Genomic DNA, 24,746 nt, shown 5'->3' on the forward strand with positions numbered 1-24,746 from the left:
AAACCGAATCGATGCAGGACGGTTCCGACGCCGTGTCCGACTGGCCACTGCTCAACGCCCTGCTGAACACCGCAAGCGGCGCGACCTGGGTGTCGCTGCACCACGGCGGCGGCGTCGGCATGGGCTTCTCCCAGCACTCGGGCATGGTCATCGTCTGTGACGGCACCGATGAAGCGGCCGAACGCATCGCTCGCGTGCTGCACAACGACCCGGCGACCGGGGTCATGCGCCACGCCGATGCGGGATACCAGATCGCGATCGACTGCGCCAAGGAACAGGGCCTGAACCTGCCGATGATCACCGGTAAATAGACAACCCATGTAGCAGCTGCCGAAGGCTGCGTTAAGGGCCGAAGGACCTTCGCTCCACATTGGAGTGCCGGGGTCGCTTCGCAACCCAACGCAGCCTGCGGCAGCTGCTACAGGGATTGCGTAAACCTACAATAACAATCCACAGAGGTTGAATCATGGCTGTAAACAACGATCGTGCAGGCAACAAACCGTTGATCGAGAAACGTTCGATCGACTACATCCCGGAAGCGGAAAGACACGGTCGTCTATTGAGTCAGTTCACCCTGTGGATGGGGGCCAACCTGCAAATCACTGCGATTGTCACCGGGGCCTTGGCCGTGGTGCTGGGTGGTGATGTGTTCTGGTCGTTGATCGGTCTGTTGATCGGTCAACTGCTGGGGGGCGGGGTGATGGCGTTGCATGCGGCGCAAGGGCCCAAGCTTGGCCTGCCACAGATGATTTCCAGCCGGGTACAGTTCGGTGTTTATGGCGCGGCCATCCCGATCGTACTGGTCTGCTTGATGTACCTCGGTTTCACTGCCACGGGCACCGTACTTTCCGGCCAGGCGCTGGGCCAGTTGTTCGGCGTCAGCGACAGCGTCGGTATCCTCATTTTTGCCAGTGTCATCGTGCTGGTCACGGTGCTCGGCTATCGGGTGATCCATTGGATTGGCCGCGTCGCCAGTGTCATTGGCGTGATTGCTTTCGTTTTCCTGTTCAGCCGTCTCATGAGCCAGACGGACGTTGGCGCACTGCTGGAAATCCGCCACTTCAGCTGGAGCAGCTTCCTGCTGGCTGTATCACTCGCGGCGTCCTGGCAGATCGCCTTCGGCCCTTACGTGGCTGACTATTCGCGCTACCTTCCAAGCAAGACTTCCTCGGTGAAGACCTTTTTCGCCGCTGGCGCGGGTTCGGTCATTGGTGCACAGGTGGCAATGATCCTCGGTGTGTTCGCCGCTGCATCGGCCAACGGCCAGTTCGTCGGTCACGAAGTCGCCTACATCGTGGGTCTGGGCGGGACCGGTGCCACCGCCGCGCTGCTGTACTTCAGCATCGCCTTCGGCAAGGTCACCATCTCCACGCTCAATTCCTACGGCAGCTTCATGTGCATTGCGACCATCATCAGCGGCTTCCGTGGTGAGCTGAAGGTCACGCGCTTGCAGCGTCTGGTCTTCGTGCTGGTCATCGTCGGTGCTGCGACCCTGATGGCATTGCTCGGCCAGCACTCGTTCCTCGGTGCATTCAAGTCCTTCATCCTGTTCCTGCTGGCGTTCTTTACGCCATGGAGCGCGATCAACCTGGTGGACTACTACTGCATCACTCGCGAGCGTTATGACGTGCCAGCGCTGTCCGATCCGAAAGGTCGCTACGGCCGTTGGAACCCATTGGGTATCAGCGTCTATGTTTTCGGTGTACTGGTGCAGCTACCGTTCATCTCCACCAAGTTCTATACCGGTCCGCTGGTAGCGGCCCTGGGTGATGTGGATATCTCCTGGATCATTGGTCTGGTGCTTCCTGCAGCCCTGTATTACGTGTGTGCGAAAAAATGGCACGGCTCAGTGCCCGATCAACTGATTCTGCCGGTCGAGCAGGACAGTGTTGGACAACCAGTAACGAGCGGGGCCAGTCGCGCTGCGGCGCGGGCCTGATTGGACGAGGACAGGGCTGGATGCCTCTTGACTGCCGTAAGCCAACTCATGATTAGGAGCGTCACAACAATGAAATCGAACAAGACCCTGCTGACTACATTGATTTCCATGGGCCTGCTCGCCAGCGCCGGCGCCAGCCAGGCAGCCGGTTGGTGCGAATCCGGTAAACCGGTGAAGTTCGCCGGCCTCAACTGGGAAAGCGGCATGCTCCTGACCGACGTGCTGCAAGTCGTGTTGGAGAAAGGCTACGACTGCAAGACCGACAGCTTGCCAGGCAACTCCATCACCATGGAAAACGCCCTGAGCAGCAACGACATTCAAGTCTTCGCCGAAGAATGGGTGGGGCGTAGTGAAGTCTGGAACAAGGCCGAGAAGGCCGGCAAGGTCGTCGGTGTGGGCGCTCCGATTACGGGCGCTGTCGAAGGCTGGTACGTACCGCGCTACGTGATCGAAGGCGATGCCAATCGCAAGCTGGAAGCCAAGGCGCCAGACCTTAAAAACATTGCTGATCTGGCCAAGTACGCCAGCGTGTTCAAGGATCAGGAAGAACCGTCCAAAGGCCGTTTCTACAATTGCCCGGCCGGCTGGACCTGTGAGCTGGACAACAGCGAGATGCTGAAGAGCTACGGCCTGGAAAGCACCTACACCAACTTCCGCCCAGGCACCGGCCCGGCGCTGGATGCAGCGGTGCTGTCGAGCTACAAGCGTGGCGAGCCGATCCTGTTCTACTACTGGTCGCCGACGCCGCTGATGGGGCAGGTCGACCTGGTCAAGCTTGAAGAGAAACCGGGCGTGGACAAGAGCGTGACCATCAAGGTCGGCCTGTCCAAAACCTTCCACGACGAGGCCCCGGAACTGGTGGCCGTGCTGGAAAAGGTCAACCTGCCGATCGACCTGCTGAACCAGAACCTGGGGCGCATGGCGAAGGAGCGGATTGCTTCGCCGAAGCTGGCGAAAATCTTCCTCAAGGAACATCCTGAAGTCTGGCATGCGTGGGTAAGCGAAGACGCAGCCAAGAAGATCGACGCGGCTTTGTAGGTCCAGCTTCGTCGACTGCCGGCGACGGCAGTCGGGTGCTGCATCGCAACCCCTTGATTGAGAGTCTCTTATGTTTCCCGAAAGCTTTACCTTTTCCATCGCCGACTGGGTCAACGGTTGGGTCGATTCGCTGGTGACCAATTACGGCGATGTGTTCCGACACATCTCAGACACCCTGTTGTGGGCCATCGTCAACCTTGAAGGCCTGCTGCGTGCGGCGCCCTGGTGGCTGATGCTGGCAATCGTTGCAGGTGTGGCCTGGCACGCGACCCGCAAGATCGTGACCACCGCTGTCATTGTCGGCTTGTTGTTCCTGGTGGGGGCGGTTGGCCTCTGGGACAAGCTGATGCAGACGCTCGCTCTGATGATGGTCGCGACGGTGATTTCGGTGCTGATCGGCATTCCGCTGGGCATCCTCTCGGCGCGCAGCAATCGCCTGCGTTCGGTACTGATGCCGTTGCTCGACATCATGCAGACCATGCCAAGTTTCGTGTACCTGATCCCGGTGTTGATGCTGTTCGGCCTGGGCAAGGTGCCGGCGATTTTCGCGACCGTGATTTACGCCGCGCCGCCGCTGATCCGCCTGACCGATCTGGGCATTCGCCAGGTCGACGGAGAAGTGATGGAGGCCATCAACGCCTTCGGTGCCAACCGCTGGCAACAACTGTTCGGCGTGCAACTGCCGCTGGCCCTGCCGAGCATCATGGCCGGGATCAACCAGACCACCATGATGGCCCTGTCGATGGTGGTGATTGCCTCGATGATCGGTGCCCGTGGCCTGGGTGAAGATGTGTTGGTGGGGATTCAGACCCTCAACGTTGGACGAGGCCTGGAAGCCGGTCTGGCGATCGTGATTCTGGCAGTGGTCATCGACCGCATTACTCAGGCGTATGGTCGGCCACGGCATGAGGTGAGCAAATGAACGACGCAACCGTGAGCAAGATCGAAGTCAAAAACGTCTTCAAGATTTTCGGCAACCGTTCCAAGGATGCGTTGGCCATGGTTGGCCAAGGCAAGACCAAGGATCAGGTGCTTTCCGAAACCGGCTGCGTGGTGGGTGTGAACGACTTGTCGTTGAGCATCGGAACCGGTGAGATCTTCGTGATCATGGGCCTCTCGGGCTCCGGCAAGTCGACGCTGGTTCGCCACTTCAATCGCCTGATCGATCCCACCAGCGGCGCGATCCTGGTGGACGGCGTGGACATCCTGCAATACGACATGGAAGCCTTGCGCGAATTTCGTCGGCACAAGATCAGCATGGTGTTCCAGAGCTTCGGCCTGCTGCCGCACAAGACCGTGGTGGACAACGTCGCCTACGGCCTGAAAGTGCGCGGCGAGAGCAAGCAGATGTGCACCGAGCGTGCCCTGCACTGGATCAACACCGTGGGCCTCAAAGGCTACGAAAACAAATACCCGCACCAGCTCTCGGGCGGCATGCGCCAGCGTGTGGGCCTGGCCCGCGCCTTGGCGGCGGACACTGACATCATCCTGATGGACGAAGCCTTCAGCGCCCTCGATCCGCTGATCCGTGCGGAGATGCAGGACCAGTTGCTGGAGCTGCAAAAGACCTTGCACAAGACCATCGTTTTCATCACCCACGACCTCGACGAGGCCGTGCGCATCGGCAATCGCATTGCGATCCTCAAGGACGGCCGCCTGATCCAGGTCGGCACGCCGCGCGAGATCCTGCATTCGCCAGCGGATGAGTATGTCGACCGGTTCGTGCAGCGTCGGGCTGCGGTGGTTTAAAGAGATCTGCGGTGCTTGTTCCGGCCTCATCGCGGGCAAGCCCGGCTCCCACAGGTTTAGTTGTGTTGCACAGATGTTGTTTACACAAGAGAACCTGTGGGAGCCGGGCTTGCCCGCGATGGGGCCAGTGAAGCTGCATCAATATTCCGGATTGAGGTCAATGATGTCCCAGGCTGAAAAAATCGTTATCACCGAAGCGCAAGTCACTTGGCAGAACGTGGTCGCCGTCGCCCGTCATGGCGCACAGCTCGAGCTGTCCCCCCAAATCTGGGCGCGCATCGAGAATGCCCAGGCGATCGTCCAGCGCATCGTCACCAGTGGCGAACGCGCCTATGGCATCAACACCGGCCTGGGCGCGCTGTGCAACGTCTCGCTGCAGGATGAACAACTCAGCCAGTTGTCGCGCAACACCTTGCTCAGCCACGCCTGTGGCGTTGGCGCGCCGCTGGCCGACGAGCAGACTCGCTCGATCATGTGCGCCGCGGTCATCAACTACAGCCACGGCAAATCCGGCCTGCACCGCCAGGTAGTTGAAGCGCTGCTGGCGTTGCTCAACCGTGGCATCACCCCGCAAGTGCCGTCCCAGGGCTCCGTGGGCTATTTGACCCACATGGCGCACATCGGCATCGCGCTGCTGGGTGTCGGCAATGTCAGCTACCGCGGGCACATCGTCTCCGCGCAGCAGGCATTGGCGGAAGAAGGGCTGCAACCGGTCAAACTGGGTGCCAAAGATGGTCTGTGCCTGGTCAACGGCACGCCGTGCATGACTGGCCTGAGCTGCCTGGCCATTGCCGACGCCGAGCATCTGTTGCAGTGGGCCGACGTGATTGGTGCCATGAGCTTCGAAGCCCAGCGGGGGCAGATCGACGCTTTTGACGCCGAAATCATCGCGCTCAAGCCGCATCCGGGTATGCAGCAGGTCGGTATCAACCTGCGCGCCTTGCTCGACGGCAGCGAAGTGATTGCCCAGAGCAAAGGCATTCGGACTCAGGACGCCCTGAGCATTCGTTCCATCCCGCAAGTGCACGGCGCCGCGCGCGACCAACTGGTGCACGCGACCCGTCAGATCGAAACCGAACTCAACAGCGCCACCGACAATCCGCTGGTGCTGGGCACTGCGGACAACTACCGCGTGGTGTCCCAGGCCAACCCGCATGGCCAATCTGTAGCCATGGCGGCGGACCTGCTGGCCATCGCCATGGCGGAGATCGGCTCCATCGCCGAGCGTCGCCTGGATCGCTTGATCAACCCGCACGTCAGCGGCCTGCCGGCCTTTCTGGTGGCCAACCCGGGCGTGAACTCCGGGATGATGATCGTGCAATACGTCGCCGCTTCGCTGTGCGCGGAAAACCGCCAACTGGCGCAACCGGCCGTGCTCGATAACTACGTCACCTCTGGCCTGCAGGAAGATCACCTGAGCCTTGGCACCAATGCGGCGCTGAAGCTGCACCGCGGCCTGGAAAACTGCACGCAGATTCTCGCCATCGAGTACTTGCTGGCGGCCCAGGCATTCGAGTTCCTGAAAGAACAGCGCTTTGGTGCTGGCACCGATGCGGCATGGCGTCTGCTGCGCGAGCGTGTCCCGGCTTACGATCAGGATCGCTGGTTGGCGCCGGACATTGCCGCTGCGGCCAGTGTGTTGAAAGAACCGAATCTGCTGCACAAAGCTTTGCCGAATCTGAACTGATTTTTATCCAAAACCAGCGTGCCAAGGCGCCAGCCCCCTCAAAAAGGGGGAAGCGACGGACAACGGATATTTCCGGAGCGTCTGGTCTGCCTCTCTAAACAGAGAGCATTTACAACTCTCAAAAGGAGCACAAAATGACAGCCCTAAACCTGATTCCCGGCCAGCTGAGCCTCGCCCAACTGCGTGATATCTATCAGCAGCCCGTGCAACTGACACTCGGCAGCAGCGCTTCGGCCCAGATCGAAGCCAGTGTCGCGTGCGTGGAACAGATTCTCGCCGAGAACCGTACTGCCTACGGCATCAACACCGGGTTTGGCCTGCTGGCCTCGACCCGCATCGCCAGCGAAGACCTGGAAAACCTGCAGCGCTCGCTGGTGCTGTCCCACGCCGCCGGTGTTGGCGAACCGATCAGCGACGCACTGGTGCGTCTGGTCATGGTGCTCAAGGTCAACGGCCTGAGCCGTGGCTTCTCCGGCATTCGCCGGGTGGTGATCGACGCGTTGATCGCCCTGATCAACGCCGAGGTTTATCCCCACATTCCATTGAAGGGCTCCGTCGGCGCCTCGGGTGATCTGGCGCCGTTGGCGCACATGTCGCTGGTGCTGCTGGGCGAAGGCAAGGCGCGCTACAAAGGCGAATGGCTGGAGGCGACCGAAGCGCTGAAAGTGGCCGGCCTGACCCCGCTGACGTTGGCGGCGAAAGAAGGTCTGGCGCTGCTCAACGGTACTCAGGTGTCCACCGCTTATGCGCTGCGTGGTCTGTTCGAAGGTGAAGACCTGTTCGCTGGTGCTGTTGCGCTGGGTGCGTTGACGGTGGAAGCCGTGCTGGGTTCGCGCTCACCGTTCGACGCCCGTATCCATGCCGCGCGTGGCCAGAAAGGCCAGATCGACGCCGCGGCCGCTTACCGCGATCTGCTCGGCGAGCGCAGCGAAGTGTCCGATTCGCATCAGAACTGCGAGAAGGTTCAGGACCCGTACTCCCTGCGCTGCCAGCCACAAGTCATGGGCGCCTGCCTGACCCAGTTCCGTCAGGCCGCCGAAGTGCTCGCCATCGAAGCCAACGCAGTCTCGGATAATCCGCTGGTGTTCGCGGCTGAAGGCGATGTGATTTCTGGCGGTAACTTCCACGCCGAGCCAGTGGCCATGGCCGCTGACAACATGGCGTTGGCGATCGCGGAAATCGGCTCCCTGAGCGAGCGTCGTATTTCGCTGATGATGGACAAGCACATGTCGCAACTGCCGCCGTTCCTGGTGGCCAATGGCGGCGTGAACTCCGGTTTCATGATCGCCCAAGTGACGGCTGCCGCATTGGCCAGCGAGAACAAGGCATTGTCCCATCCGCATTCCGTGGACAGCTTGCCGACCTCGGCCAACCAGGAAGACCACGTGTCCATGGCGCCCGCTGCAGGCAAGCGTCTGTGGGAGATGGCCGAAAACACCCGCGGTGTTCTTGCGGTGGAATGGCTGGCAGCGTGCCAGGGCCTGGACTTGCGTGAAGGCTTGAAGACCTCGGCGAAGCTGGAACAGGCACGTGGGATTCTGCGTAAAGAAGTGCCGTTCTATGAGAAAGACCGTTTCTTCGCGCCGGACATTAATGCCGCGACTGAGTTGTTGGCGACCCGTTGCTTGAACGAGCTGGTGTCGACCAAGCTTTTGCCTAGCCTGTGATGGACTCATCGCCAGCAGGCTGGCTCCCACAGAGGTACGCATTCCAACTGTGGGAGCCAGCCTGCTGGCGATTCTATTTTGAATACTGTGGAGACTAAGGGATGAAAACTCTCTGGCAACACTGCCACGTCGCAACCATGGCGCAAGGCGTCTACTCGATCATCGAGGACGCGGCCATCGTGACGTCCGGTGCGCACATTGAGTGGGTTGGCCCGCGCAGCGAATTGCCGTCCGGCGAGTACCCGGCGGTCAACGATTTGAAAGGGGCCTGGGTTACACCGGGCCTGATCGACTGCCACACCCACACGGTGTTCGGCGGTAACCGCAGCGGCGAATTCGAACAGCGCCTGCAAGGCGTCAGCTACTCGGAAATCGCCGCCAAAGGGGGGGGTATCGCCAGCACCGTTCGCGCCACCCGCGCCGCAACCGAAGACGAACTGTTCGCCAGCGCCGCCAAGCGTCTGAAAAGCCTGATGCGCGATGGCGTCACCAGCATCGAAATCAAATCCGGCTACGGCCTGAACCTGGACAACGAACGCAAGATGCTGCGCGTGGCCCGGCGCCTTGGCGCCGAACTGCCGGTCAGCGTGCGCACCACCTGCCTGGCCGCTCACGCCCTGCCGCCGGAATACGTGGATCGCGCCGACGCCTACATCGATCACATCTGTGCCGATATGCTTCCGGCGCTGGCTGCCGAAGGTTTGGTGGATGCGGTGGATGCCTTCTGCGAATACCTGGCGTTTTCTCAGGAGCAGGTCGAGCGGGTATTCATTGCCGCACAGGAACTCGGATTGCCGGTGAAGCTGCATGCCGAACAACTATCGTCGCTGCATGGCTCGAGTCTGGCCGCGCGGTACCACGCCCTGTCTGCCGATCATCTGGAATTCATGACCGAAGACGATGCCATCGCCATGGCGAAGTCCGGCACCGTCGCGGTACTGCTGCCGGGGGCGTTCTACTTCCTGCGTGAAACCCAGTTGCCACCAATGGACGCCTTGCGCAAACACGGTGTGAAAATCGCCATTGCCAGCGATCTGAACCCCGGCACTTCGCCTGGGCTGTCGTTGCGCCTGATGCTGAACATGGCCTGCACCTGCTTTCGCATGACCCCGGAAGAAGCCCTGGCCGGCGCGACAATTCATGCCGCCAGCGCTTTGGGTATGGCGGACACCCACGGTTCGCTGGAGGTCGGCAAGGTTGCGGACTTTGTTGCCTGGCAAATCGATCGTCCTGCCGACCTTTCGTACTGGCTGGGCGGTGATCTGGAAAAACGCGTCGTGCGTCACGGCGTCGAAACGAGCGTTTAGGAGAACAGTTGTGGATAAAGTTCTGAACTTCAAACAAGGCCGTGTGCCGCTGCTGATCAGCATGCCTCACGCCGGCTTGCGCCTGACACCTGCGGTAGAAACCGGGTTGATCCCCGATGCGCGCAGCTTGCCGGACACCGACTGGCACATCCCCACGCTTTATGAATTTGCCGCTGAATTGGGTGCCAGTACCCTGGCTGCCGAGTACTCGCGATTTGTCATCGACCTGAACCGTCCGTCAGATGACAAGCCTTTATATGCGGGTGCCACGACCGGTCTGTATCCCGCGACGCTGTTCGACGGCATTCCGTTGTTCCGTGAAGGCATGGAGCCGTCGGCGGCAGAGCGGGCGACCTACCTGGAGCAGATCTGGACGCCGTATCACAGCACCTTGCAGAACGAGCTGGCTCGACTCAAAGCCGAATTCGGCTATGCGTTGCTGTTCGATGCGCATTCGATTCGCTCGATCATCCCGCACCTGTTCGACGGCAAGCTGCCGGACTTCAACCTGGGCACCTTCAATGGTGCCAGTTGCGATGCGCAATTGGCGTCGCAGCTGGAGGCGATCTGTGCGCGCCACGGCGAGTACAGCCATGTGCTGAACGGCCGCTTCAAGGGCGGCCACATCACCCGAAACTACGGCAACCCGGCCGAGAACATTCATGCGGTGCAGCTTGAACTGGGGCAGTGCACGTACATGGAAGAGTTCGAGCCGTTCCGTTACCGGCCTGATCTCGCGGCACCGACTCAGGTGGTGCTGAAGGAATTGTTGCAAGGGTTGCTGGATTGGGGGCAGGCGCATTATCGAGGCTAAAACGTGTAGGAGCGAGCTTGCTCGCGATGGACGTTAACGATAACGGGGGGCACTTGGATGAATATGTACCCTCACGTTTTTCGCGAGCAAGCTCGCTCCTACACAGGACATGCTCATTCACGTAATTCGGGTTTATGATGCCTCACGGCAGAATAATAGTAGTCCCCCCAGGGATGACCTCGACCCCTTACGGAGCGCGCAATGCAGACTTTGTACCCGCAGATCAAACCCCACGCCCGGCACGATCTGGCCGTCGATGAAACCCACACACTCTACGTTGACGAAAGCGGTTCACCGGAGGGTTTGCCGGTGGTGTTCATCCACGGCGGTCCCGGCGCCGGATGTGATGCCCAGAGCCGTCGTTACTTCGATCCGAACCTGTATCGCATTGTCACCTTCGACCAGCGCGGCTGCGGTCGCTCCACGCCCCACGCCAGCCTGGAAAACAACACCACCTGGGATCTGGTCGCCGATCTTGAGCGAATCCGTAAACACCTGGGTATCGAGAAATGGGTACTGTTCGGCGGTTCCTGGGGTTCGACGCTGGCGCTGGCTTACGCGCAGACCCACCCGGAGCGCGTGCACGGTCTGATCCTGCGCGGGATTTTTCTCTGCCGTCCGCAAGAAATCGAGTGGTTCTACCAGGCTGGCGCCAGCCGTCTGTTCCCGGATTACTGGCAGGATTACATCGCGCCGATCCCGATGGACGAGCGCGGCGACTTGCTCACAGCATTCCACAAACGCCTGACCGGCAACGATCAGATCGCCCAGATGCACGCGGCCAAGGCCTGGTCCACATGGGAAGGGCGGACCGCGACCTTGCGTCCGAATCCGCTGGTCGTCGATCGTTTCTCCGAGCCGCAACGCGCCTTGTCGATCGCCCGTATCGAATGCCACTACTTCACCAACAATGCGTTTCTTGAACCGAACCAGCTGATTCGTGACATGGGCAAGATCGCCCACTTGCCTGGCGTGATCGTCCATGGCCGCTACGACGTTATCTGCCCATTGGATAACGCCTGGGAATTGCACCAGAACTGGCCCAACAGCGAACTGCAAGTCATCCGTGACGCCGGCCATGCGGCCTCCGAGCCGGGGATCACCGATGCACTGGTGCGTGCCGCCGACCTGATGGCGCGGCGTATGCTCGACCTGGCGCCAGAAGAAGCATGAAGGGGTTGTTGCAGCGCGTGCGAGGCGCGCGAGTCGAAGTAGAAGGCGAGGTGGTCGGCGCGGTCGACCAGGGTTTGTTGGTCCTGGTGGCGGTCGAACCCGACGATACGCGGGCCAGCGCCGACAAACTTCTCCATAAGCTGCTTAACTATCGGGTGTTCAGTGACGCTGAAGGCAAAATGAATTTGTCCTTGGCCGATGTCGGTGGCGGGCTGCTGCTGGTCTCTCAGTTCACCCTCGCCGCCGACACACGCAGCGGGTTGCGCCCGGGTTTTTCGACCGCCGCCCCTCCGGCCTTGGGTGAAGAGCTTTTCGACTATCTATTAAACAAAGCGAAACAAGTGCATGGCACTGTGGCATCAGGTAGATTCGGCGCGGATATGCAGGTGCACTTGGTCAATGATGGCCCGGTCACCTTCCTGTTACAGACCTGAAAGCGCTTGAAACAACTTTTTAAGCCCTTTTCGACTGAAAGCAGGGGTTTTTCGCGATAAATACTTTGTTACCCCTGATGCGTTGTAACGCGGCCTGCTAGATAATCGCGCGCTACGGGGATCAGCGTTCGTTGGCCCATTTTTGACTTAGGTAGAGACTTGTCCTGGACCTCTTGGGGAATCATTTTGCCCCATAGGAGTCGGAATAATGCTCGCCAACTTGGCAAGAGTCGTTCGCAGGGTCGGGTTTTCGATACCGTACACCGTGCAGGCACTTTAACTGGCCGTTGGTTTTTTGATCTGTTTTCGGCGAGGGTTGCTCGTGATTGTTAGTCCCTGTAATGCTCCAAAATTGTCTGCCAAACGGTTCCGAAGCGCTCTGGTAGCGGGCTCTGCACTGCTCTGCCTGCTCAGCGCCGGTCAGCTTTGGGCTTTCAGTCTGGATGATGTATCGGCCAAGGCAAAAGAGTTGGCCGGGCAGAAATACGAAGCCCCGCGCAGTAATCTGCCGAACGAATTCCGCGAGATGAAATTCGCGGACTATCAAAAAATTCGTTTCCGCACCGAAAAAGCCGAATGGGCCGATCAAAAAACCCCGTTCAAGCTGTCCTTTTATCACCAGGGTATGCATTTCGATACGCCGGTGAAAATCAACGAAATCACGGCTAATACCGTCGAAGAGATCAAATACGACCCAAGTCGTTTCGATTTCGGCGATGTGAAGTTTGATCCTAAGGCCACTGAACAACTGGGTTATGCCGGTTTCCGTGTGCTGTACCCGATCAACAAAGCCGACAAGCAAGACGAAATCATGACCATGCTGGGCGCGAGCTATTTCCGCGTTGTCGGCAAAGGTCACACCTATGGCTTGTCCGCTCGCGGCATGGCCATCGATACCGCTTTGCCGTCCGGCGAAGAGTTTCCGCGTTTCACCGAATTCTGGATTGAACAGCCGAAGCCGGGCGACAAGCACCTGGTAATTTTCGCGCTGCTGGATTCGCCGCGAGCGACCGGTGCCTACCGCCTGACCCTGCGTCCAGGCAGCGACACCGTTGTCGACGTCAAGGCGCAAATGTTCCTGCGTGACAAGGTTACCAAGCTGGGTATCGCTCCGCTGACGAGCATGTTCCTCTTCGGTGCCAACCAGCCCTCCAAAGTGCTGAATTACCGTCGCGAGCTGCACGATTCAAGCGGTCTGGCTATCCACGCCGGCAATGGCGAATGGATCTGGCGTCCGCTGAACAACCCTAAACACCTTGCCGTGAGCAACTTCGCAGTCGAAAACCCGCGTGGTTTTGGCTTGCTGCAACGTGGCCGCGACTTCAGCCACTATGAAGACCTGGATGACCGTTACGACAAACGCCCAAGTGCCTGGATCGAGCCAAAAGGCGATTGGGGCAAGGGTTCTGTAGACCTGGTGGAAATCCCGACGGCCGATGAAACCAACGACAACATCGTTGCGTTCTGGAGCCCGGAGAAGCTGCCTGAGCCTGGCCAACCGCTGGACGTCGCTTATCGCATGCACTGGACCATCGACGAAGCCGCGCTGCACGCACCGGACAGCGCCTGGGTCAGCCAGACCTTGCGCTCCACGGGTGACGTCAAGCAGTCCAACCTGATCCGTCAGCCGGATGGCAGCGTTGCTTACCTGGTGGATTTTGAAGGTCCATCCTTGGCAGCTTTGTCGCCGGATACCGATGTTCGCAGTCAGGTCAGCGTTGGCGATAACGCCGAGCTGGTCGAGAACAGCGTGCGCTACAACCCTGAAACCAAGGGCTGGCGCCTGACGCTGCGCATGAAGATCAAGGATCCGAGCAAGTCCACCGAGATGCGTGCGGCCCTGGTGCAGAACATCGTGCCTGCCGATCTCGCCAAGACGTCGCTCCCGGTCTCCAACTCTTCTGTAGCCAAGGCCGACAAGGTTGCCGCCAAGCAGCAGGAGAAGGCGGACAAGGAAGCTAAAGAAGCCAAGCAGGCAGAGGCCAAACCGGCCGATGCCAAGCCGGCAACGGATACCCAGAACAAGGACAACAAAGACGCCAAGCAGCCTGCAGCTGCCGACGCGGCCCCAGCCACACCGGAATCGGCACCGACTGAACAAGTCCTGACCGAGACCTGGAGCTACCAGTTGCCTGCCGATGAGTAACTCTCAAGTACAGCCGGAGACTCTTGCAGAGTATCTGGCGCATCTGCCGATGACCGACGAGCAGCGCGCGGAACTCGCGGGCTGCCAGTCGTTCAGTGAACTGCATCAACGCCTGTCGTCCTCGACGTTCGACGCACCGAGCGAGGCCGCCCAGGCCTCGGTCGGCAAGCGCCTGACCTTGAGCACCGCTGAAGAACTGCAAGACGCGGAAATGCTGGTGCTGGATGCCAGTGGCCGGGTATGCCTCAAGGCAACCCCGCCGATTCGTCGGACCAAAGTCGTGCCAGAGCCGTGGCGCACCAACATTCTGGTGCGCGGCTGGCGTCGCCTGACCGGTCGCACCAATCCGCCGGCTCCGCCGAAGGATGAACGTGTGCTGCCGGCTGCACGCTGGCGCACGGTGGGATCGATCCGTCGTTACATATTGCTGGTGCTGATGCTTGGCCAGACGATCGTCGCTGGCTGGTACATGAAAGGCATCATGCCGTACCAGGGCTGGTCGTTTGTCGACCTCAACGAAGTGCTGCATCAACCGCTGTTGCAAACGGCCACGCAAGTACTGCCGTATGCACTGCAAACCAGCATCCTGATTCTGTTCGGGATTCTGTTTTGCTGGGTATCGGCCGGTTTCTGGACAGCACTGATGGGCTTCCTAGAGTTGCTCACCGGTCACGATAAATACCGTATCTCCGGTAAAAGTGCTGGCAATGAGCCGATCGCCAAGGACGCGCGCACCGCGTTGGTGATGCCGATCTGCAACGAAGATGTGCCGCGGGTTTTCGCCGGCCTGCGAGCAACGTTCGAGTCGGTAGCCGCCACGGGAGACCTGGACCGCTTCGACTTCTTCGTACTCAGCGACAGTAACGATGCAGACATCTGCGTCGCCGAACAGCAAGCCTGGCTGGACGTCTGCCGTGAAGCAAAAGGCTTCGGCAAGATTTTCTACCGCCGCCGTCGCCGTCGCGTCAAACGCAAAAGCGGCAACCTCGACGACTTCTGCCGTCGCTGGGGCGGTGACTACAAGTACATGGTCGTGCTCGACGCGGACTCCGTGATGAGCGGTGAATGCCTGACCAGTCTGGTGCGCTTGATGGAAGCCACGCCGGACGCCGGGATTATCCAGACCGCGCCGCGTGCATCGGGCATGGACACGCTGTATGCACGCATGCAGCAGTTCGCCACCCGTGTTTACGGCCCGCTTTTTACCGCCGGTCTGCACTTCTGGCAGTTGGGCGAATCCCACTACTGGGGTCACAACGCGATCATCCGCATGAAGCCGTTCATCGAGCATTGCGCACTGGCGCCATTGCCCGGTAAAGGCGCATTTGCTGGTGCGATCCTGTCCCACGACTTCGTTGAAGCCGCGCTGATGCGCCGTGCCGGCTGGGGCGTGTGGATTGCCTACGATCTGCCGGGTAGCTACGAAGAACTGCCGCCCAACCTGTTGGACGAACTCAAGCGTGACCGTCGTTGGTGCCACGGCAACCTGATGAACTTCCGGTTGTTCCTGGTCAAGGGCATGCACCCGGTTCACCGCGCGGTGTTCCTGACAGGCGTGATGTCTTACCTGTCGGCGCCTCTGTGGTTCTTCTTCCTGGTGCTGTCGACGGCGCTGCTGGCGGTCAACACGCTGATGGAACCGCAGTACTTCATGGAACCCCGGCAGCTCTATCCGCTATGGCCTCAATGGCATCCGGACAAGGCGGTCGCGCTTTTCTCGACCACAGTCGTGCTGTTGTTCCTGCCGAAGCTGTTGAGCATCATCCTGATCTGGGCCAAGGGCGCGAAAGAGTTCGGTGGCAAGTTCAAGGTGACGATGTCGATGCTGCTGGAGATGCTGTTCTCCATGCTGCTGGCGCCGGTGCGGATGATTTTCCACACCCGTTTCGTCCTGGCTGCGTTCCTCGGTTGGGCCGCGACCTGGAACTCGCCACAACGTGACGATGACTCCACGCCGTGGAGCGAAGCGGTAAAACGCCATGGTCCGCAGACCTTGCTGGGCTTCTTCTGGGCGCTGCTGGTGATCTGGCTGAACCCGAGCTTCCTGTGGTGGCTGGTGCCGATCGTCGGTTCGTTGATGTTGTCGATTCCGGTGTCGGTGATTTCCAGTCGTGTCGGCCTGGGCCTCAAGTCCCGTGACGAGAGCCTGTTCCTGATCCCTGAGGAATACAATCCGCCGCAGGCGCTGGTGGCAACGGACCAGTACACCCATGAAAACCGTTATCACGCGCTGAATGACGGCTTCATCCGGTCGGTAGTCGATCCACAGCAGAACGCCTTGGCGTGCTCGCTGGCGACCTCCCGTCACGGTCAGGCCGAGCCGATTGAGTGGCTGCGCGTCGAGCGTGTGCGTCACGCGTTGAAGGTCGGGCCCGCAGGTCTGAACAACAACGAGCGCTTGCAGTTGCTCAGTGACCCTGTGGCATTGGGTCGTCTGCATGAGCAAATCTGGAACGAAGGTCACCCCGAGTGGCTGGAAGCCTGGCGCAAATCGGTGAAAGCCGATCCCCATGCACCGTTGCTCCCGCTCAAACCGCTGAGCGCACAGCCTCAGTTGGCGTGAGCATGGCCCCCGCTGCCAGATGAAGCGGGGGGGCCATTAAAAGATCGCAGCCTTCGGCAGCTCCTACGTTGTTCGGTGTTAACCCGACCCTGTAGGAGCTGCCGAAGGCTGCGATCTTTTGCTTTTGCGTCTAACAAATCCTCCGAGGCTACGTTAGCATCCGTCCCCGAATTGGTGCGCCCGGACAGCTTTCTGTTCGTATCTGCCGGTTTTCCAGGGAAAACCGCCGATTGCGTGCCTCACACCGCAATGGTTTTGGGGACTTGATGATGAAGAAGTATCTTTCGATGCTGCTGGTCGGCGTCACGGCTTTGGTTGCAATCAACACGGCGCAGGCCGGTGCCATCGATGACGCGGTCAAGCGCGGCACGCTGAAAGTCGGGATGGACCCGACCTACATGCCGTTCGAAATGACCAACAAGCGCGGCGAAATCATCGGTTTCGAAGTCGACATCCTCAAAGCCATGACCAAGGCCATGGGCGTCAAGCTGGAGCTGGTGTCCACCGGCTACGACGGCATCATCCCGGCCCTGATGACCGACAAGTTCGACATGATCGGCAGTGGCATGACCCTGACCCAGGAACGCAACCTGCGCCTGAACTTCAGCGACCCCTTCATCGTGGTCGGCCAGACCCTGCTGATCCGCAAGGAGCTCGAAGGCACCATCAAGTCCTATAAAGACCTGAACACCGCCGACTACCGCATCACCTCCAAGCTAGGCACCACCGGCGAAATGGTCGCCAAAAAGCTGATCTCCAAAGCCAAATACCACGGCTACGACAACGAGCAGGAAGCCGTGCTTGACGTGGTCAACGGCAAGGCCGACGCGTTCATCTACGACGCGCCGTACAACGTTGTTGCGGTGAACAAAGTGGGTGCCGGCAAGCTGGTGTTCCTCGACAAGCCGTTCACCTACGAGCCGCTGGCCTTTGGTTTGAAGAAGGGTGACTACGACAGCATCAACTTCATCAACAACTTTCTGCACCAGATCCACGAAGACGGCACCTACGATCGCATCCATGACAAGTGGTTCAAAGACACCGCTTGGCTCAAGGATATGGAATAAGGCTTCAGCGCCAATCGCGAACAGCCTCGCCCCCTGTAGCAGCTGCCGAGGTACGAGGCTGCGCTGGGCTGCGTAGCGGCCCTTTGGGGCGGTCCTGCGGACACGCAACGCAGCCTCGTACCTCGGCAGCTGCTACAGGACCGCGAACTGGCTCGATGACGCCGTTCCTGGCGACACGAATTCTGGAAACTGCTGACAAATGAAACAAAGAAAATCCCAATGGCCATGGCACGTTCTAACCGTGCTCGTGCTGATCGGCCTGGCCGGCGCGTTGTATTACGCCACGTCGCTGATGTCATACGAATGGCGCTGGAACCGTGTGCCGCAATACTTCGCCTATCACGCCGAAGAGTCCCAGCGCGCTGCCGATATTTCCACCGTCAGCGAACTGGTGCGAAAGGGCGACAAGGCTGAAGTCACCCTGCGCAACGATGCTGGCGATGAACAGCGTCTGATCGTGGACGACAACAGCCTGCAAGTCGCTCAAGGCGATGATGTCGCTGAAGGCGATGTCATTGGTGTCACCCGTCATTGGGCCGCAGGTCCGCTGTTGTGGGGCCTTTGGACGACCTTGTGGCTGTCGGTGGTGTCGGGTGTGCTCGGTTTGTTGATCGGCCTCGCCACCGGCCTGTGCCGTCTGTCGAACAACCCGACGTTGCGCGACCTCTCGACGATCTACGTCGAACTGGTGCGCGGCACGCCGCTGCTGGTACAAATTTTCATTTTCTACTTCTTCATCGGCACCGTGATGAACCTGTCCCGGGAATTCGCCGGGATCGCCGCGCTTTCGCTGTTCACTGGCGCCTATGTTGCGGAGATCATCCGTTCGGGCGTGCAGTCGATCGCCCGCGGCCAAAACGAAGCGGCGCGTTCGTTGGGCCTGAGCGCCGGTCAGTCGATGCGCCATGTCGTGCTGCCCCAGGCGTTGAAACGCGTCCTGCCACCCTTGGCAGGGCAGTTCATCAGCCTGGTGAAAGACACCTCGCTGGTGTCGGTGATCGCGATCACCGAGCTGCTAAAAAGCGGCCGTGAAGTCATCACCACCTCATTTTCGCCGTTCGAAATCCTGTTCTGCGTGGCCGGTCTTTATCTGTTGATCAACCTGCCGCTGTCGAAAATCGCCAGCCGGCTTGAGCGGAGGCTCGCGCAAAGTGATTGAAGTTCGCGATCTGGTAAAAGTCTTCGACACCCGCGGCCAGGTGGTTCGTGCTGTGGATAACGTCACGACGCACGTGAAGCGGGGCGAGGTGCTGGTGGTGATCGGCCCGTCTGGCTCCGGCAAGTCGACCTTCCTGCGTTGCCTCAATGGCCTGGAAGAATTCGACTCGGGGTCGGTGAGCATCGACGGCTTGCAACTGGCCGACCCGAAAACTGATGTCAACGCCTACCGCCGTGAAGTCGGCATGGTGTTCCAGCACTTCAATCTGTTCCCGCACATGACCGTGCTGGAGAACCTTTGCCTGGCCCAAAAGGTTGTGCGCAAGCGCGGCAAGAAAGAGCGTGAGGCCAAGGCTCTGGCGTTGCTGGAGAAGGTCGGCATTGCGCAAAAGGCCAACGAATTTCCGTCACGCCTGTCCGGCGGCCAGCAGCAACGGGTGGCGATTGCCCGCGCGCTGGCGATGGAGCCGAAGGTGATGCTGTTCGATGAACCGACTTCGGCCCTCGACCCGGAGATGGTCGGCGAGGTGCTGGATGTGATGAAAACCCTGGCGCTGGAAGGCATGACCATGGTCTGCGTTACTCATGAAATGGGTTTTGCGCGGGAAGTGGCGGACCGGGTGCTGTTCTTCGATCACGGGAAACTGCTGGAAGATGCCTCGCCAGCGGAGTTCTTCGATGCGCCGAAGGATCCTCGGGCGCAGGCGTTTTTGCGCCAGGTTCTCTAACTGCGGCGGCCTTGAGGGCCGCTCATCGCTAGCAGGCTAGCTCCCACCGGGTTAGGTGTGAACACCACAAATCCACTGTGGGAGCCAGCCTGCTGGCGATGGCATCGCCTCGGTGCCGAGTGCACCGAGATCAGGCCATCACCTCAAACCCTGAACCGCCCCACCAGCATCTGCAAATGCGTCCCCAGCCGCGCCAGCTCAACACTGGACGCCGCAGTCTCTTCACTCGCTGCCGAGGTCTGCTCGGACACATCGCGCACGTTCAGCACGCTGCGGTTGATCTCTTCAGCCACGGCGCTCTGTTGCTCGGCTGCCGCAGCAATCTGCTGGTTCATCGACTGGATCGCCGACACGGTGCGGGTGATGTTGGTCAGCGAACCTCCAGCTCGGCGGGTCAGTTCGACGCTGCTGTCGGTCAGGGTGCGGCTGTTGTCCATGATAGTGGCGACGTGCTGGGTGCCGGTTTGCAGGCCGACGATCAACTCTTCGATTTCTTCGGTGGACTTCTGGGTGCGCTGAGCGAGGCTGCGAACTTCGTCGGCGACCACTGCGAAACCCCGTCCTGCCTCACCGGCGCGGGCAGCTTCGATGGCGGCGTTGAGGGCAAGCAGGTTGGTTTGCTGGGCCACGGACTTGATCACGTCGAGCACGCTGCCGATTTTGTCGCTTTCGCGCTTGAGATGACCCATGGCTTCGGTGGAGTTGCCAACCTCGAGGGCCAGGCGCTCGATCTGGGCGATGGCTTCACCGACCACTTTGTCACCTTCACGGGCTTGCTGGTCGGCGGCAACGGCGGCTTCCGAGGCTTCTTCAGCGTTGCGTGCAACTTCCTGCACGGTGGCGGTCATTTCGTTCATGGCGGTTGCGACCTGGTCGGTTTCAACCTTCTGGCTGTTAACCCCGGCGCTGGTCTGTTCGGTCACCGCGGACAGTTCTTCGGCAGCGCTGGCGATTTGCGTTACACCATCGCTGATGCCGCTGATCAGTTCGCGCAGCCCTTGAGTCATGCTCTGGATGGCGCGCTGCAGTTGGCCAAGTTCGTCCTGGCGCTGGGAGATGAGGCTGTGGGTCAGGTCACCCGCCGCGATGCGCTCGGCGACTTTTAGAGTCTGGTTGAGAGGAATCACGATCTGACGAGTAATGGCCCAGGCCGCTATCAAACCAAACGCCAGGGCCAGGAGGGTGGCCAGCAGCAGCATGTTTTTGGCATGCGCGGCATCGGTGTCACGTACGACGGTTTGCGACGCCGTCAGTTTTTTGCTGAGGTCGATCAGGATTTCGCCTTGTGCGGCCATGTGTTTCAGAGCGGTGGCGTTTGCTGTCTGCGAGTCTCGGAACTGGCTGACGGCAGCGCGGTAAGCCGTTAGCGATTCAGTGGCTTGTTGGAGGTTGGTGAGGTGCTGTTCCGGCACTTTGGAGGAGAGTGTTCCCAGGCTTTCCAGGGCCTTGTCGATAGCGTCCAGCGCGGGCTGTTCTGCTTCGGCCTTACCGCTGTAGGTGTAGCCGCGGACTTGATAACGCGCCTGCTGGAGCAGCTTGCTCAGCTCGATCACGTTGCTGTAATCGGCAACGTTTTCGCCTTGCAGCATGGACTTCTCGACCGTGGCGACCTGAGCCACGGCATTGTCGGCGGTCGCCCCGAGTTTGCTGCGGGCATCTTCACGCTTAACGGTGGCTTGGGCCATGTCGGCAAAGGCGCGCTTATACTCGGCGACGGCGGCGATTTGCTGGTCGACCATGGCGGCATCAGCAGGTTGCTCAATCATCGTACGTGCCGTTTTCAGGCGGGTGTCGAGTTCGCTCAGCACTTCGTTGACCGCGCCCGGCCCTTGCTCGCCGCGACGCATGTCGTAGTTCATTCGGGCAATGCGCAGGTCCTGGCTCAGCTCGATCAGGCTGGAAATGAAACCCAGCTTGTCACCGCGACTCAGCACGCCGCTCAGGCCGGTCCAGCCGGTGAGGGTGATCAACATCGTCAGCAGCAAAACGAGGCCGAAACCCACCCCCAGCTTGCGATTGACGCTGACGTTTCCCAGTTTATCGGCTAGCCATTGGTACATGCTGAAACTCCCTCGAACCACTCATAGGTTTTATGGGAGTTTTATCGGCAGGTGTGCCGGTTTCTGTAGGGATGTGACGCAACTCACCTGACATCCCACGGCCCTGTAGGAGCTGCCGAAGGCTGCGATCTTTTGATTTTTGTTTGGTGAGATGACCGAAGATCAAAAGATCGCAGCCTTCTGCAGCTCCTACAGGGTGCGGTGTTCAGGGAAGAGTGTCAGAAAAGGCGTGCGAGCAGCGCAGTGACGGCTGTTTCGACCCGAAGAATGCGTTCGCCGAGCTGTACCGGTTGCAGACCGGACTTGCCCAGGAGGTCTATTTCGTAAGGGATCCAGCCACCTTCCGGGCCGATGGCCAGGGTCACCGGTTCTTCGAGACCGCGAGGACAGGCGGGGTAGTTGCCGGGATGGCCCACCAACCCGAGGGTACCTTCGCTGATGGCCGGCAGGCGGTCTTCGACGAACGGCTTGAAGCGTTTCTCGATGACGATCTCCGGCAACACGGTGTCTCGGGCCTGTTCCAGCCCCAGGATCAACTGCTCGCGAATCGCCTCGGGCTCCAGGAACGGCGTTTGCCAGAAGCTCTTCTCGACGCGATAGCTGTTCACCAGGATGATCCGTGGCACACCCATGGCCGCTACGGTCTGAAACACCCTGCGGAGCATTTTCGGGCGTGGCAGGGCCAAAATCAGGGTCAATGGCAGCTTGGTCGGTGGCGGCTGGTCAAGGGTGACCCGCAATTCGGCTTCATCTGCGTCCAGGCGCAGCAGTTCGGCAGAACCCATCAATCCGCCAATGCGGCCAACACGCAAGCTATCACCGACTTCAGAGCGGTGGACTTCCTGCATGTGGGTCAACCGGCGATCACGCAGGATCGCCCGGTCGGCTGCAATGAAATCAGCTTCTTCAAGTAGCAGCAGGTTCACGGCTGGGTCGCTGGCGGCTGGTCGTTGTGATCGTCAACCGGCTGGTCGTCCGGGTGCTCGCCACGTTTGCTGATCAGGCTGCCAAACAGGATGCCGATCTCGAACAACAGCCACATTGGAACGGCCAGCAACGTCTGCGAGAAGATGTCCGGCGGCGTCAGGATCATGCCGACCACGAAGCAGCCGATGATCACGTACGGACGGATTTTCTTCAGGTATTTGACGTCGACCACGCCGATCCACACCAGCAGCACCACGGCGACCGGGATTTCGAACGCTACGCCAAATGCGAAGAACAGCGTCATGACGAAGTCGAGGTAGCTGCTGATATCCGTCATCATTTCCACGCCAGCCGGGGTGGCGGCGGCGAAGAATTTGAAGATCAGCGGGAATACCAGGTAATAGGCGAACGCCATGCCGGCGTAGAACAACAGAATGCTGGAGACCAGCAAAGGCACCGCGATGCGCTTCTCATGCTTGTAAAGGCCTGGTGCGATGAAGCCCCAGATCTGATGCAGGATCACCGGGATCGCCAGGAACAGCGAGACCATCATGGTCAGCTTCAGCGGTGTCAGGAACGGTGACGAGACGTCGGTGGCGATCATCGTCGCGCCGACTGGCAGGTATTGCCGCAGCGGCGTGGAGACGAAGGTATAGATCTGCTGGGTAAAGGCGAACAAACCGGCAAAGACGATGAAGATCGCCGCTACACAGCGCAGCAGGCGAGTACGCAACTCGGTGAGGTGCGAAACCAGCGGCATGTGCTGGTCATTTTCAGGAAGGTCGCTCATGGGGCTCGCGGCGGCAATGGGGTGTCGTGAGGCGCCGTGATTGTCGGCGCGGCGGCAGGAGCAACGGGTTCGGCGGGCGCGATGACCGGTGTCGGTTCAACGGCTTTCACCGCTTCCGTCGGCGCAGTGGCGGGTGCAGCTTCCGTCGTCGGAGCATGAATCGTTGGCGTCGTCACCAGTTCGGCAGGCTGAACCGGTGTGGCCTCCTGCTGGGTCGGCGAGAAGATCTTCCGCGCCTCCTGCTCCAGCGACAGAATGTGCTCGTTGTGCAGTTGCCGACGAATCTCGTCAGCACCGATCTCACGTTCAACTTCCTGTTTGATCGCGTTGAAGCTGCGCTTCAGACGCCCGACCCACAGGCCAGCCGTACGCGCAGCACCCGGCAGGCGCTCGGGGCCCAATACCAGCAGGGCGACGAGGCCGACGAGCAGCAGTTCAGAGAAGCTGATACCGAACATTAGTCTGTGCTCACACGTCTTTGCGGATTGGCTCTTCGACTTTTTGTGCCTGCACATCGATGGTGTGCGGCTGGTTTACCGGTGTGGTCTGAGGCTGAACGGGCGGAACCGGTTGGGCCGGAGTCACGGTTGGATCAGCCGGTTTTTCATCATCGTTCATGGCTTTGCGAAAGCCCTTGATGGACTCGCCGACGTCAGTCCCGAGGTTTTTCAGTTTCTTGGTGCCGAATACCAAAACGACAACAACCAGGATGACGATCCAGTGTTTCCAGTCAAAAATGCCCATGTTGCTGCTCCTCTCTAATAGTTGTTCAGGCGGACGGACGCGAGGCTTTCTCGGCGTGTCCGGACAGACCGAAGCGACGGTCCAGTTCATCGAGTACAGCCTGAGGATGCTGCCCCAGTTGGGCGAGCATAACCATGCTGTGGAACCACAGGTCGGCGGTTTCGTAAATCACATCGCTGCAGTCACCGCTGATGGCGGCATCCTTGGCGGCAATGATCGTTTCGACCGACTCTTCGCCGACTTTTTCCAGAATCTTGTTCAAGCCCTTGTGGTACAGGCTGGCGACATACGAGCTATCGGCGGCGGCGCCTTTGCGCTCTTCCAGCACCTGGGCCAGACGGGTCAGAGTGTCACTCATGTTTGTGTCCTGCGGAATAAATGGCATGCGGGTCTTTCAGCACCGGGTCGACGGTTGTCCAGTCGCCGTTCTCGAAGACACGATAAAAGCAGCTCTGGCGTCCTGTATGACAGGCGATGTCACCGACTTGCTCGACCATCAGGATGATCACGTCGGCGTCACAGTCCAGGCGCATCTCATGCAAGGTCTGCACGTGACCGGACTCTTCGCCCTTGCGCCATAGCTTGCCCCGGGACCGGGACCAGTAAATGGCGCGGTTCTCGGCGGCGGTCAGCTCCAGCGCTTCACGGTTCATCCAGGCCATCATCAGGACGCGCCCGGTCTTGTGATCCTGGGCAATCGCGGGCACCAGGCCATCGGCGTCCCACTTGATCTCGTCCAGCCAGTTTTTCATCTT

22 protein-coding genes and 1 pseudogene are annotated in these 24,746 nt (G+C 60.0%); 16 read left to right on the plus strand and 7 right to left on the minus strand.

From position 1 onward, the window contains the following. The 16 genes and pseudogenes from GBC55_RS23775 to GBC55_RS23850 form a co-directional block, all read left to right on the plus strand. Window positions 1-311 (plus strand): annotated as a pseudogene (locus tag GBC55_RS23775) (urocanate hydratase); the annotation flags it as partial. A 155-nt stretch (window positions 312-466) separates the two neighbouring features. Then, window positions 467-1,939: a cytosine permease gene (locus tag GBC55_RS23780; protein WP_162439993.1), complete on the plus strand. Its 1,473-nt coding sequence runs from the start codon at window positions 467-469 to the stop codon at window positions 1,937-1,939. 69 nt (window positions 1,940-2,008) lie between these two features. Then, window positions 2,009-2,977, plus strand: coding sequence for an ABC transporter substrate-binding protein (locus GBC55_RS23785; RefSeq protein WP_162439994.1), 969 nt, complete (start codon window positions 2,009-2,011; stop codon window positions 2,975-2,977). Between the two features lie 70 nt (window positions 2,978-3,047). Then, entirely contained in the window at window positions 3,048-3,899 is an 852-nt protein-coding gene (locus GBC55_RS23790) for a proline/glycine betaine ABC transporter permease (RefSeq protein WP_162439995.1), read from the plus strand. Beyond that, window positions 3,896-4,726, plus strand: coding sequence for a glycine betaine/L-proline ABC transporter ATP-binding protein (locus GBC55_RS23795; protein WP_162439996.1), 831 nt, complete (start codon window positions 3,896-3,898; stop codon window positions 4,724-4,726). The genes GBC55_RS23790 and GBC55_RS23795 overlap by 4 nt, the downstream gene beginning before the upstream one ends. Before the next feature lie 163 nt (window positions 4,727-4,889). Further along, on the plus strand, window positions 4,890-6,413 hold the full coding sequence (gene hutH, locus GBC55_RS23800; RefSeq protein WP_162439997.1) for a histidine ammonia-lyase: 1,524 nt from the start codon (window positions 4,890-4,892) through the stop codon (window positions 6,411-6,413). A 134-nt stretch (window positions 6,414-6,547) separates the two neighbouring features. After that, entirely contained in the window at window positions 6,548-8,080 is a 1,533-nt protein-coding gene (hutH, locus tag GBC55_RS23805) for a histidine ammonia-lyase (RefSeq protein ID WP_162439998.1), read from the plus strand. Between the two features lie 101 nt (window positions 8,081-8,181). Beyond that, a complete protein-coding gene (gene hutI, locus GBC55_RS23810; protein WP_162439999.1) occupies window positions 8,182-9,387 on the plus strand; it encodes an imidazolonepropionase in 1,206 nt (401 codons plus the stop codon). 10 nt (window positions 9,388-9,397) lie between these two features. Beyond that, a complete protein-coding gene (gene hutG, locus GBC55_RS23815) occupies window positions 9,398-10,201 on the plus strand; it encodes an N-formylglutamate deformylase (RefSeq protein WP_162440000.1) in 804 nt (267 codons plus the stop codon). Between the two features lie 201 nt (window positions 10,202-10,402). Beyond that, window positions 10,403-11,374, plus strand: coding sequence for a prolyl aminopeptidase (gene pip, locus GBC55_RS23820; RefSeq protein WP_162440001.1), 972 nt, complete (start codon window positions 10,403-10,405; stop codon window positions 11,372-11,374). Further along, on the plus strand, window positions 11,371-11,808 hold the full coding sequence (gene dtd / locus GBC55_RS23825; RefSeq protein WP_162440002.1) for a D-aminoacyl-tRNA deacylase: 438 nt from the start codon (window positions 11,371-11,373) through the stop codon (window positions 11,806-11,808). The genes pip and dtd overlap by 4 nt, the downstream gene beginning before the upstream one ends. Before the next feature lie 322 nt (window positions 11,809-12,130). Then, window positions 12,131-13,954, plus strand: coding sequence for a glucan biosynthesis protein G (locus tag GBC55_RS23830; protein WP_162440003.1), 1,824 nt, complete (start codon window positions 12,131-12,133; stop codon window positions 13,952-13,954). Then, window positions 13,947-16,517, plus strand: a complete 2,571-nt coding sequence (gene mdoH, locus GBC55_RS23835; protein WP_162440004.1) for a glucans biosynthesis glucosyltransferase MdoH — start codon at window positions 13,947-13,949, stop codon at window positions 16,515-16,517. The genes GBC55_RS23830 and mdoH overlap by 8 nt, the downstream gene beginning before the upstream one ends. Window positions 16,518-16,786: 269 nt before the next feature. After that, complete coding sequence (locus tag GBC55_RS23840; RefSeq protein ID WP_162440005.1) at window positions 16,787-17,584, plus strand: transporter substrate-binding domain-containing protein; 798 nt, start codon at window positions 16,787-16,789, stop codon at window positions 17,582-17,584. 199 nt (window positions 17,585-17,783) lie between these two features. After that, a complete protein-coding gene (locus GBC55_RS23845; protein WP_162440006.1) occupies window positions 17,784-18,743 on the plus strand; it encodes an amino acid ABC transporter permease in 960 nt (319 codons plus the stop codon). Next, complete coding sequence (locus GBC55_RS23850; RefSeq protein WP_123361152.1) at window positions 18,736-19,470, plus strand: amino acid ABC transporter ATP-binding protein; 735 nt, start codon at window positions 18,736-18,738, stop codon at window positions 19,468-19,470. Before GBC55_RS23845 ends, GBC55_RS23850 begins: the two co-directional genes overlap by 8 nt. A 143-nt stretch (window positions 19,471-19,613) precedes the next feature. Here GBC55_RS23850 and GBC55_RS23855 read toward each other — a convergent pair whose 3' ends face one another. The 7 genes from GBC55_RS23855 to hisI form a co-directional block, all read right to left on the minus strand. Beyond that, window positions 19,614-21,530, minus strand: coding sequence for a methyl-accepting chemotaxis protein (locus GBC55_RS23855; protein ID WP_162440007.1), 1,917 nt, complete (start codon window positions 21,528-21,530; stop codon window positions 19,614-19,616). Between the two features lie 218 nt (window positions 21,531-21,748). Continuing rightward, on the minus strand, window positions 21,749-22,456 hold the full coding sequence (locus GBC55_RS23860; protein WP_162440008.1) for a 16S rRNA (uracil(1498)-N(3))-methyltransferase: 708 nt from the start codon (window positions 22,454-22,456) through the stop codon (window positions 21,749-21,751). Then, window positions 22,453-23,265: a twin-arginine translocase subunit TatC gene (gene tatC, locus GBC55_RS23865; protein ID WP_178114335.1), complete on the minus strand. Its 813-nt coding sequence runs from the start codon at window positions 23,263-23,265 to the stop codon at window positions 22,453-22,455. The genes GBC55_RS23860 and tatC overlap by 4 nt, the downstream gene beginning before the upstream one ends. Then, window positions 23,244-23,705, minus strand: a complete 462-nt coding sequence (tatB, locus tag GBC55_RS23870) for a Sec-independent protein translocase protein TatB (RefSeq protein WP_162440010.1) — start codon at window positions 23,703-23,705, stop codon at window positions 23,244-23,246. The genes tatC and tatB overlap by 22 nt, the downstream gene beginning before the upstream one ends. A gap of 10 nt (window positions 23,706-23,715) precedes the next feature. Beyond that, window positions 23,716-23,991 carry a twin-arginine translocase TatA/TatE family subunit gene (locus tag GBC55_RS23875; RefSeq protein WP_162440011.1) on the minus strand — a complete coding sequence of 92 codons (276 nt, stop codon included), beginning with the start codon at window positions 23,989-23,991 and terminating at the stop codon, window positions 23,716-23,718. Window positions 23,992-24,016: 25 nt separating this feature from the next. Next, window positions 24,017-24,349 carry a phosphoribosyl-ATP diphosphatase gene (locus GBC55_RS23880; protein ID WP_007899279.1) on the minus strand — a complete coding sequence of 111 codons (333 nt, stop codon included), beginning with the start codon at window positions 24,347-24,349 and terminating at the stop codon, window positions 24,017-24,019. Next, the gene (gene hisI, locus GBC55_RS23885; protein WP_162440012.1) at window positions 24,342-24,743 is read right to left on the minus strand and encodes a phosphoribosyl-AMP cyclohydrolase; all 402 of its coding nucleotides are present in this window, start codon (window positions 24,741-24,743) and stop codon (window positions 24,342-24,344) included. The genes GBC55_RS23880 and hisI overlap by 8 nt, the downstream gene beginning before the upstream one ends. Between the last annotated feature and the right edge of the window lie 3 nt (window positions 24,744-24,746).

The organism is Pseudomonas sp. TNT3 (genome assembly GCF_010095445.2).
Lineage (GTDB): Bacteria > Pseudomonadota > Gammaproteobacteria > Pseudomonadales > Pseudomonadaceae > Aquipseudomonas.

Coding starts and splice junctions, on each gene's coding strand:
- GBC55_RS23840 (WP_162440005.1), top strand. CDS start 16,787: ATGAAGAAGTATCTTTCGATGCTGCTGGTCGGCGTCACGGCTTTGGTT.
- GBC55_RS23790 (WP_162439995.1), top strand. CDS start 3,048: ATGTTTCCCGAAAGCTTTACCTTTTCCATCGCCGACTGGGTCAACGGT.
- mdoH (WP_162440004.1), top strand. CDS start 13,947: ATGAGTAACTCTCAAGTACAGCCGGAGACTCTTGCAGAGTATCTGGCG.
- GBC55_RS23855 (WP_162440007.1), bottom strand. CDS start 21,530: ATGTACCAATGGCTAGCCGATAAACTGGGAAACGTCAGCGTCAATCGC.
- tatB (WP_162440010.1), bottom strand. CDS start 23,705: ATGTTCGGTATCAGCTTCTCTGAACTGCTGCTCGTCGGCCTCGTCGCC.
- GBC55_RS23785 (WP_162439994.1), top strand. CDS start 2,009: ATGAAATCGAACAAGACCCTGCTGACTACATTGATTTCCATGGGCCTG.
- GBC55_RS23780 (WP_162439993.1), top strand. CDS start 467: ATGGCTGTAAACAACGATCGTGCAGGCAACAAACCGTTGATCGAGAAA.
- hutH (WP_162439998.1), top strand. CDS start 6,548: ATGACAGCCCTAAACCTGATTCCCGGCCAGCTGAGCCTCGCCCAACTG.
- pip (WP_162440001.1), top strand. CDS start 10,403: ATGCAGACTTTGTACCCGCAGATCAAACCCCACGCCCGGCACGATCTG.
- GBC55_RS23880 (WP_007899279.1), bottom strand. CDS start 24,349: ATGAGTGACACTCTGACCCGTCTGGCCCAGGTGCTGGAAGAGCGCAAA.
- GBC55_RS23875 (WP_162440011.1), bottom strand. CDS start 23,991: ATGGGCATTTTTGACTGGAAACACTGGATCGTCATCCTGGTTGTTGTC.
- hutI (WP_162439999.1), top strand. CDS start 8,182: ATGAAAACTCTCTGGCAACACTGCCACGTCGCAACCATGGCGCAAGGC.
- hutH (WP_162439997.1), top strand. CDS start 4,890: ATGTCCCAGGCTGAAAAAATCGTTATCACCGAAGCGCAAGTCACTTGG.
- hisI (WP_162440012.1), bottom strand. CDS start 24,743: ATGAAAAACTGGCTGGACGAGATCAAGTGGGACGCCGATGGCCTGGTG.
- GBC55_RS23795 (WP_162439996.1), top strand. CDS start 3,896: ATGAACGACGCAACCGTGAGCAAGATCGAAGTCAAAAACGTCTTCAAG.
- dtd (WP_162440002.1), top strand. CDS start 11,371: ATGAAGGGGTTGTTGCAGCGCGTGCGAGGCGCGCGAGTCGAAGTAGAA.
- GBC55_RS23845 (WP_162440006.1), top strand. CDS start 17,784: ATGAAACAAAGAAAATCCCAATGGCCATGGCACGTTCTAACCGTGCTC.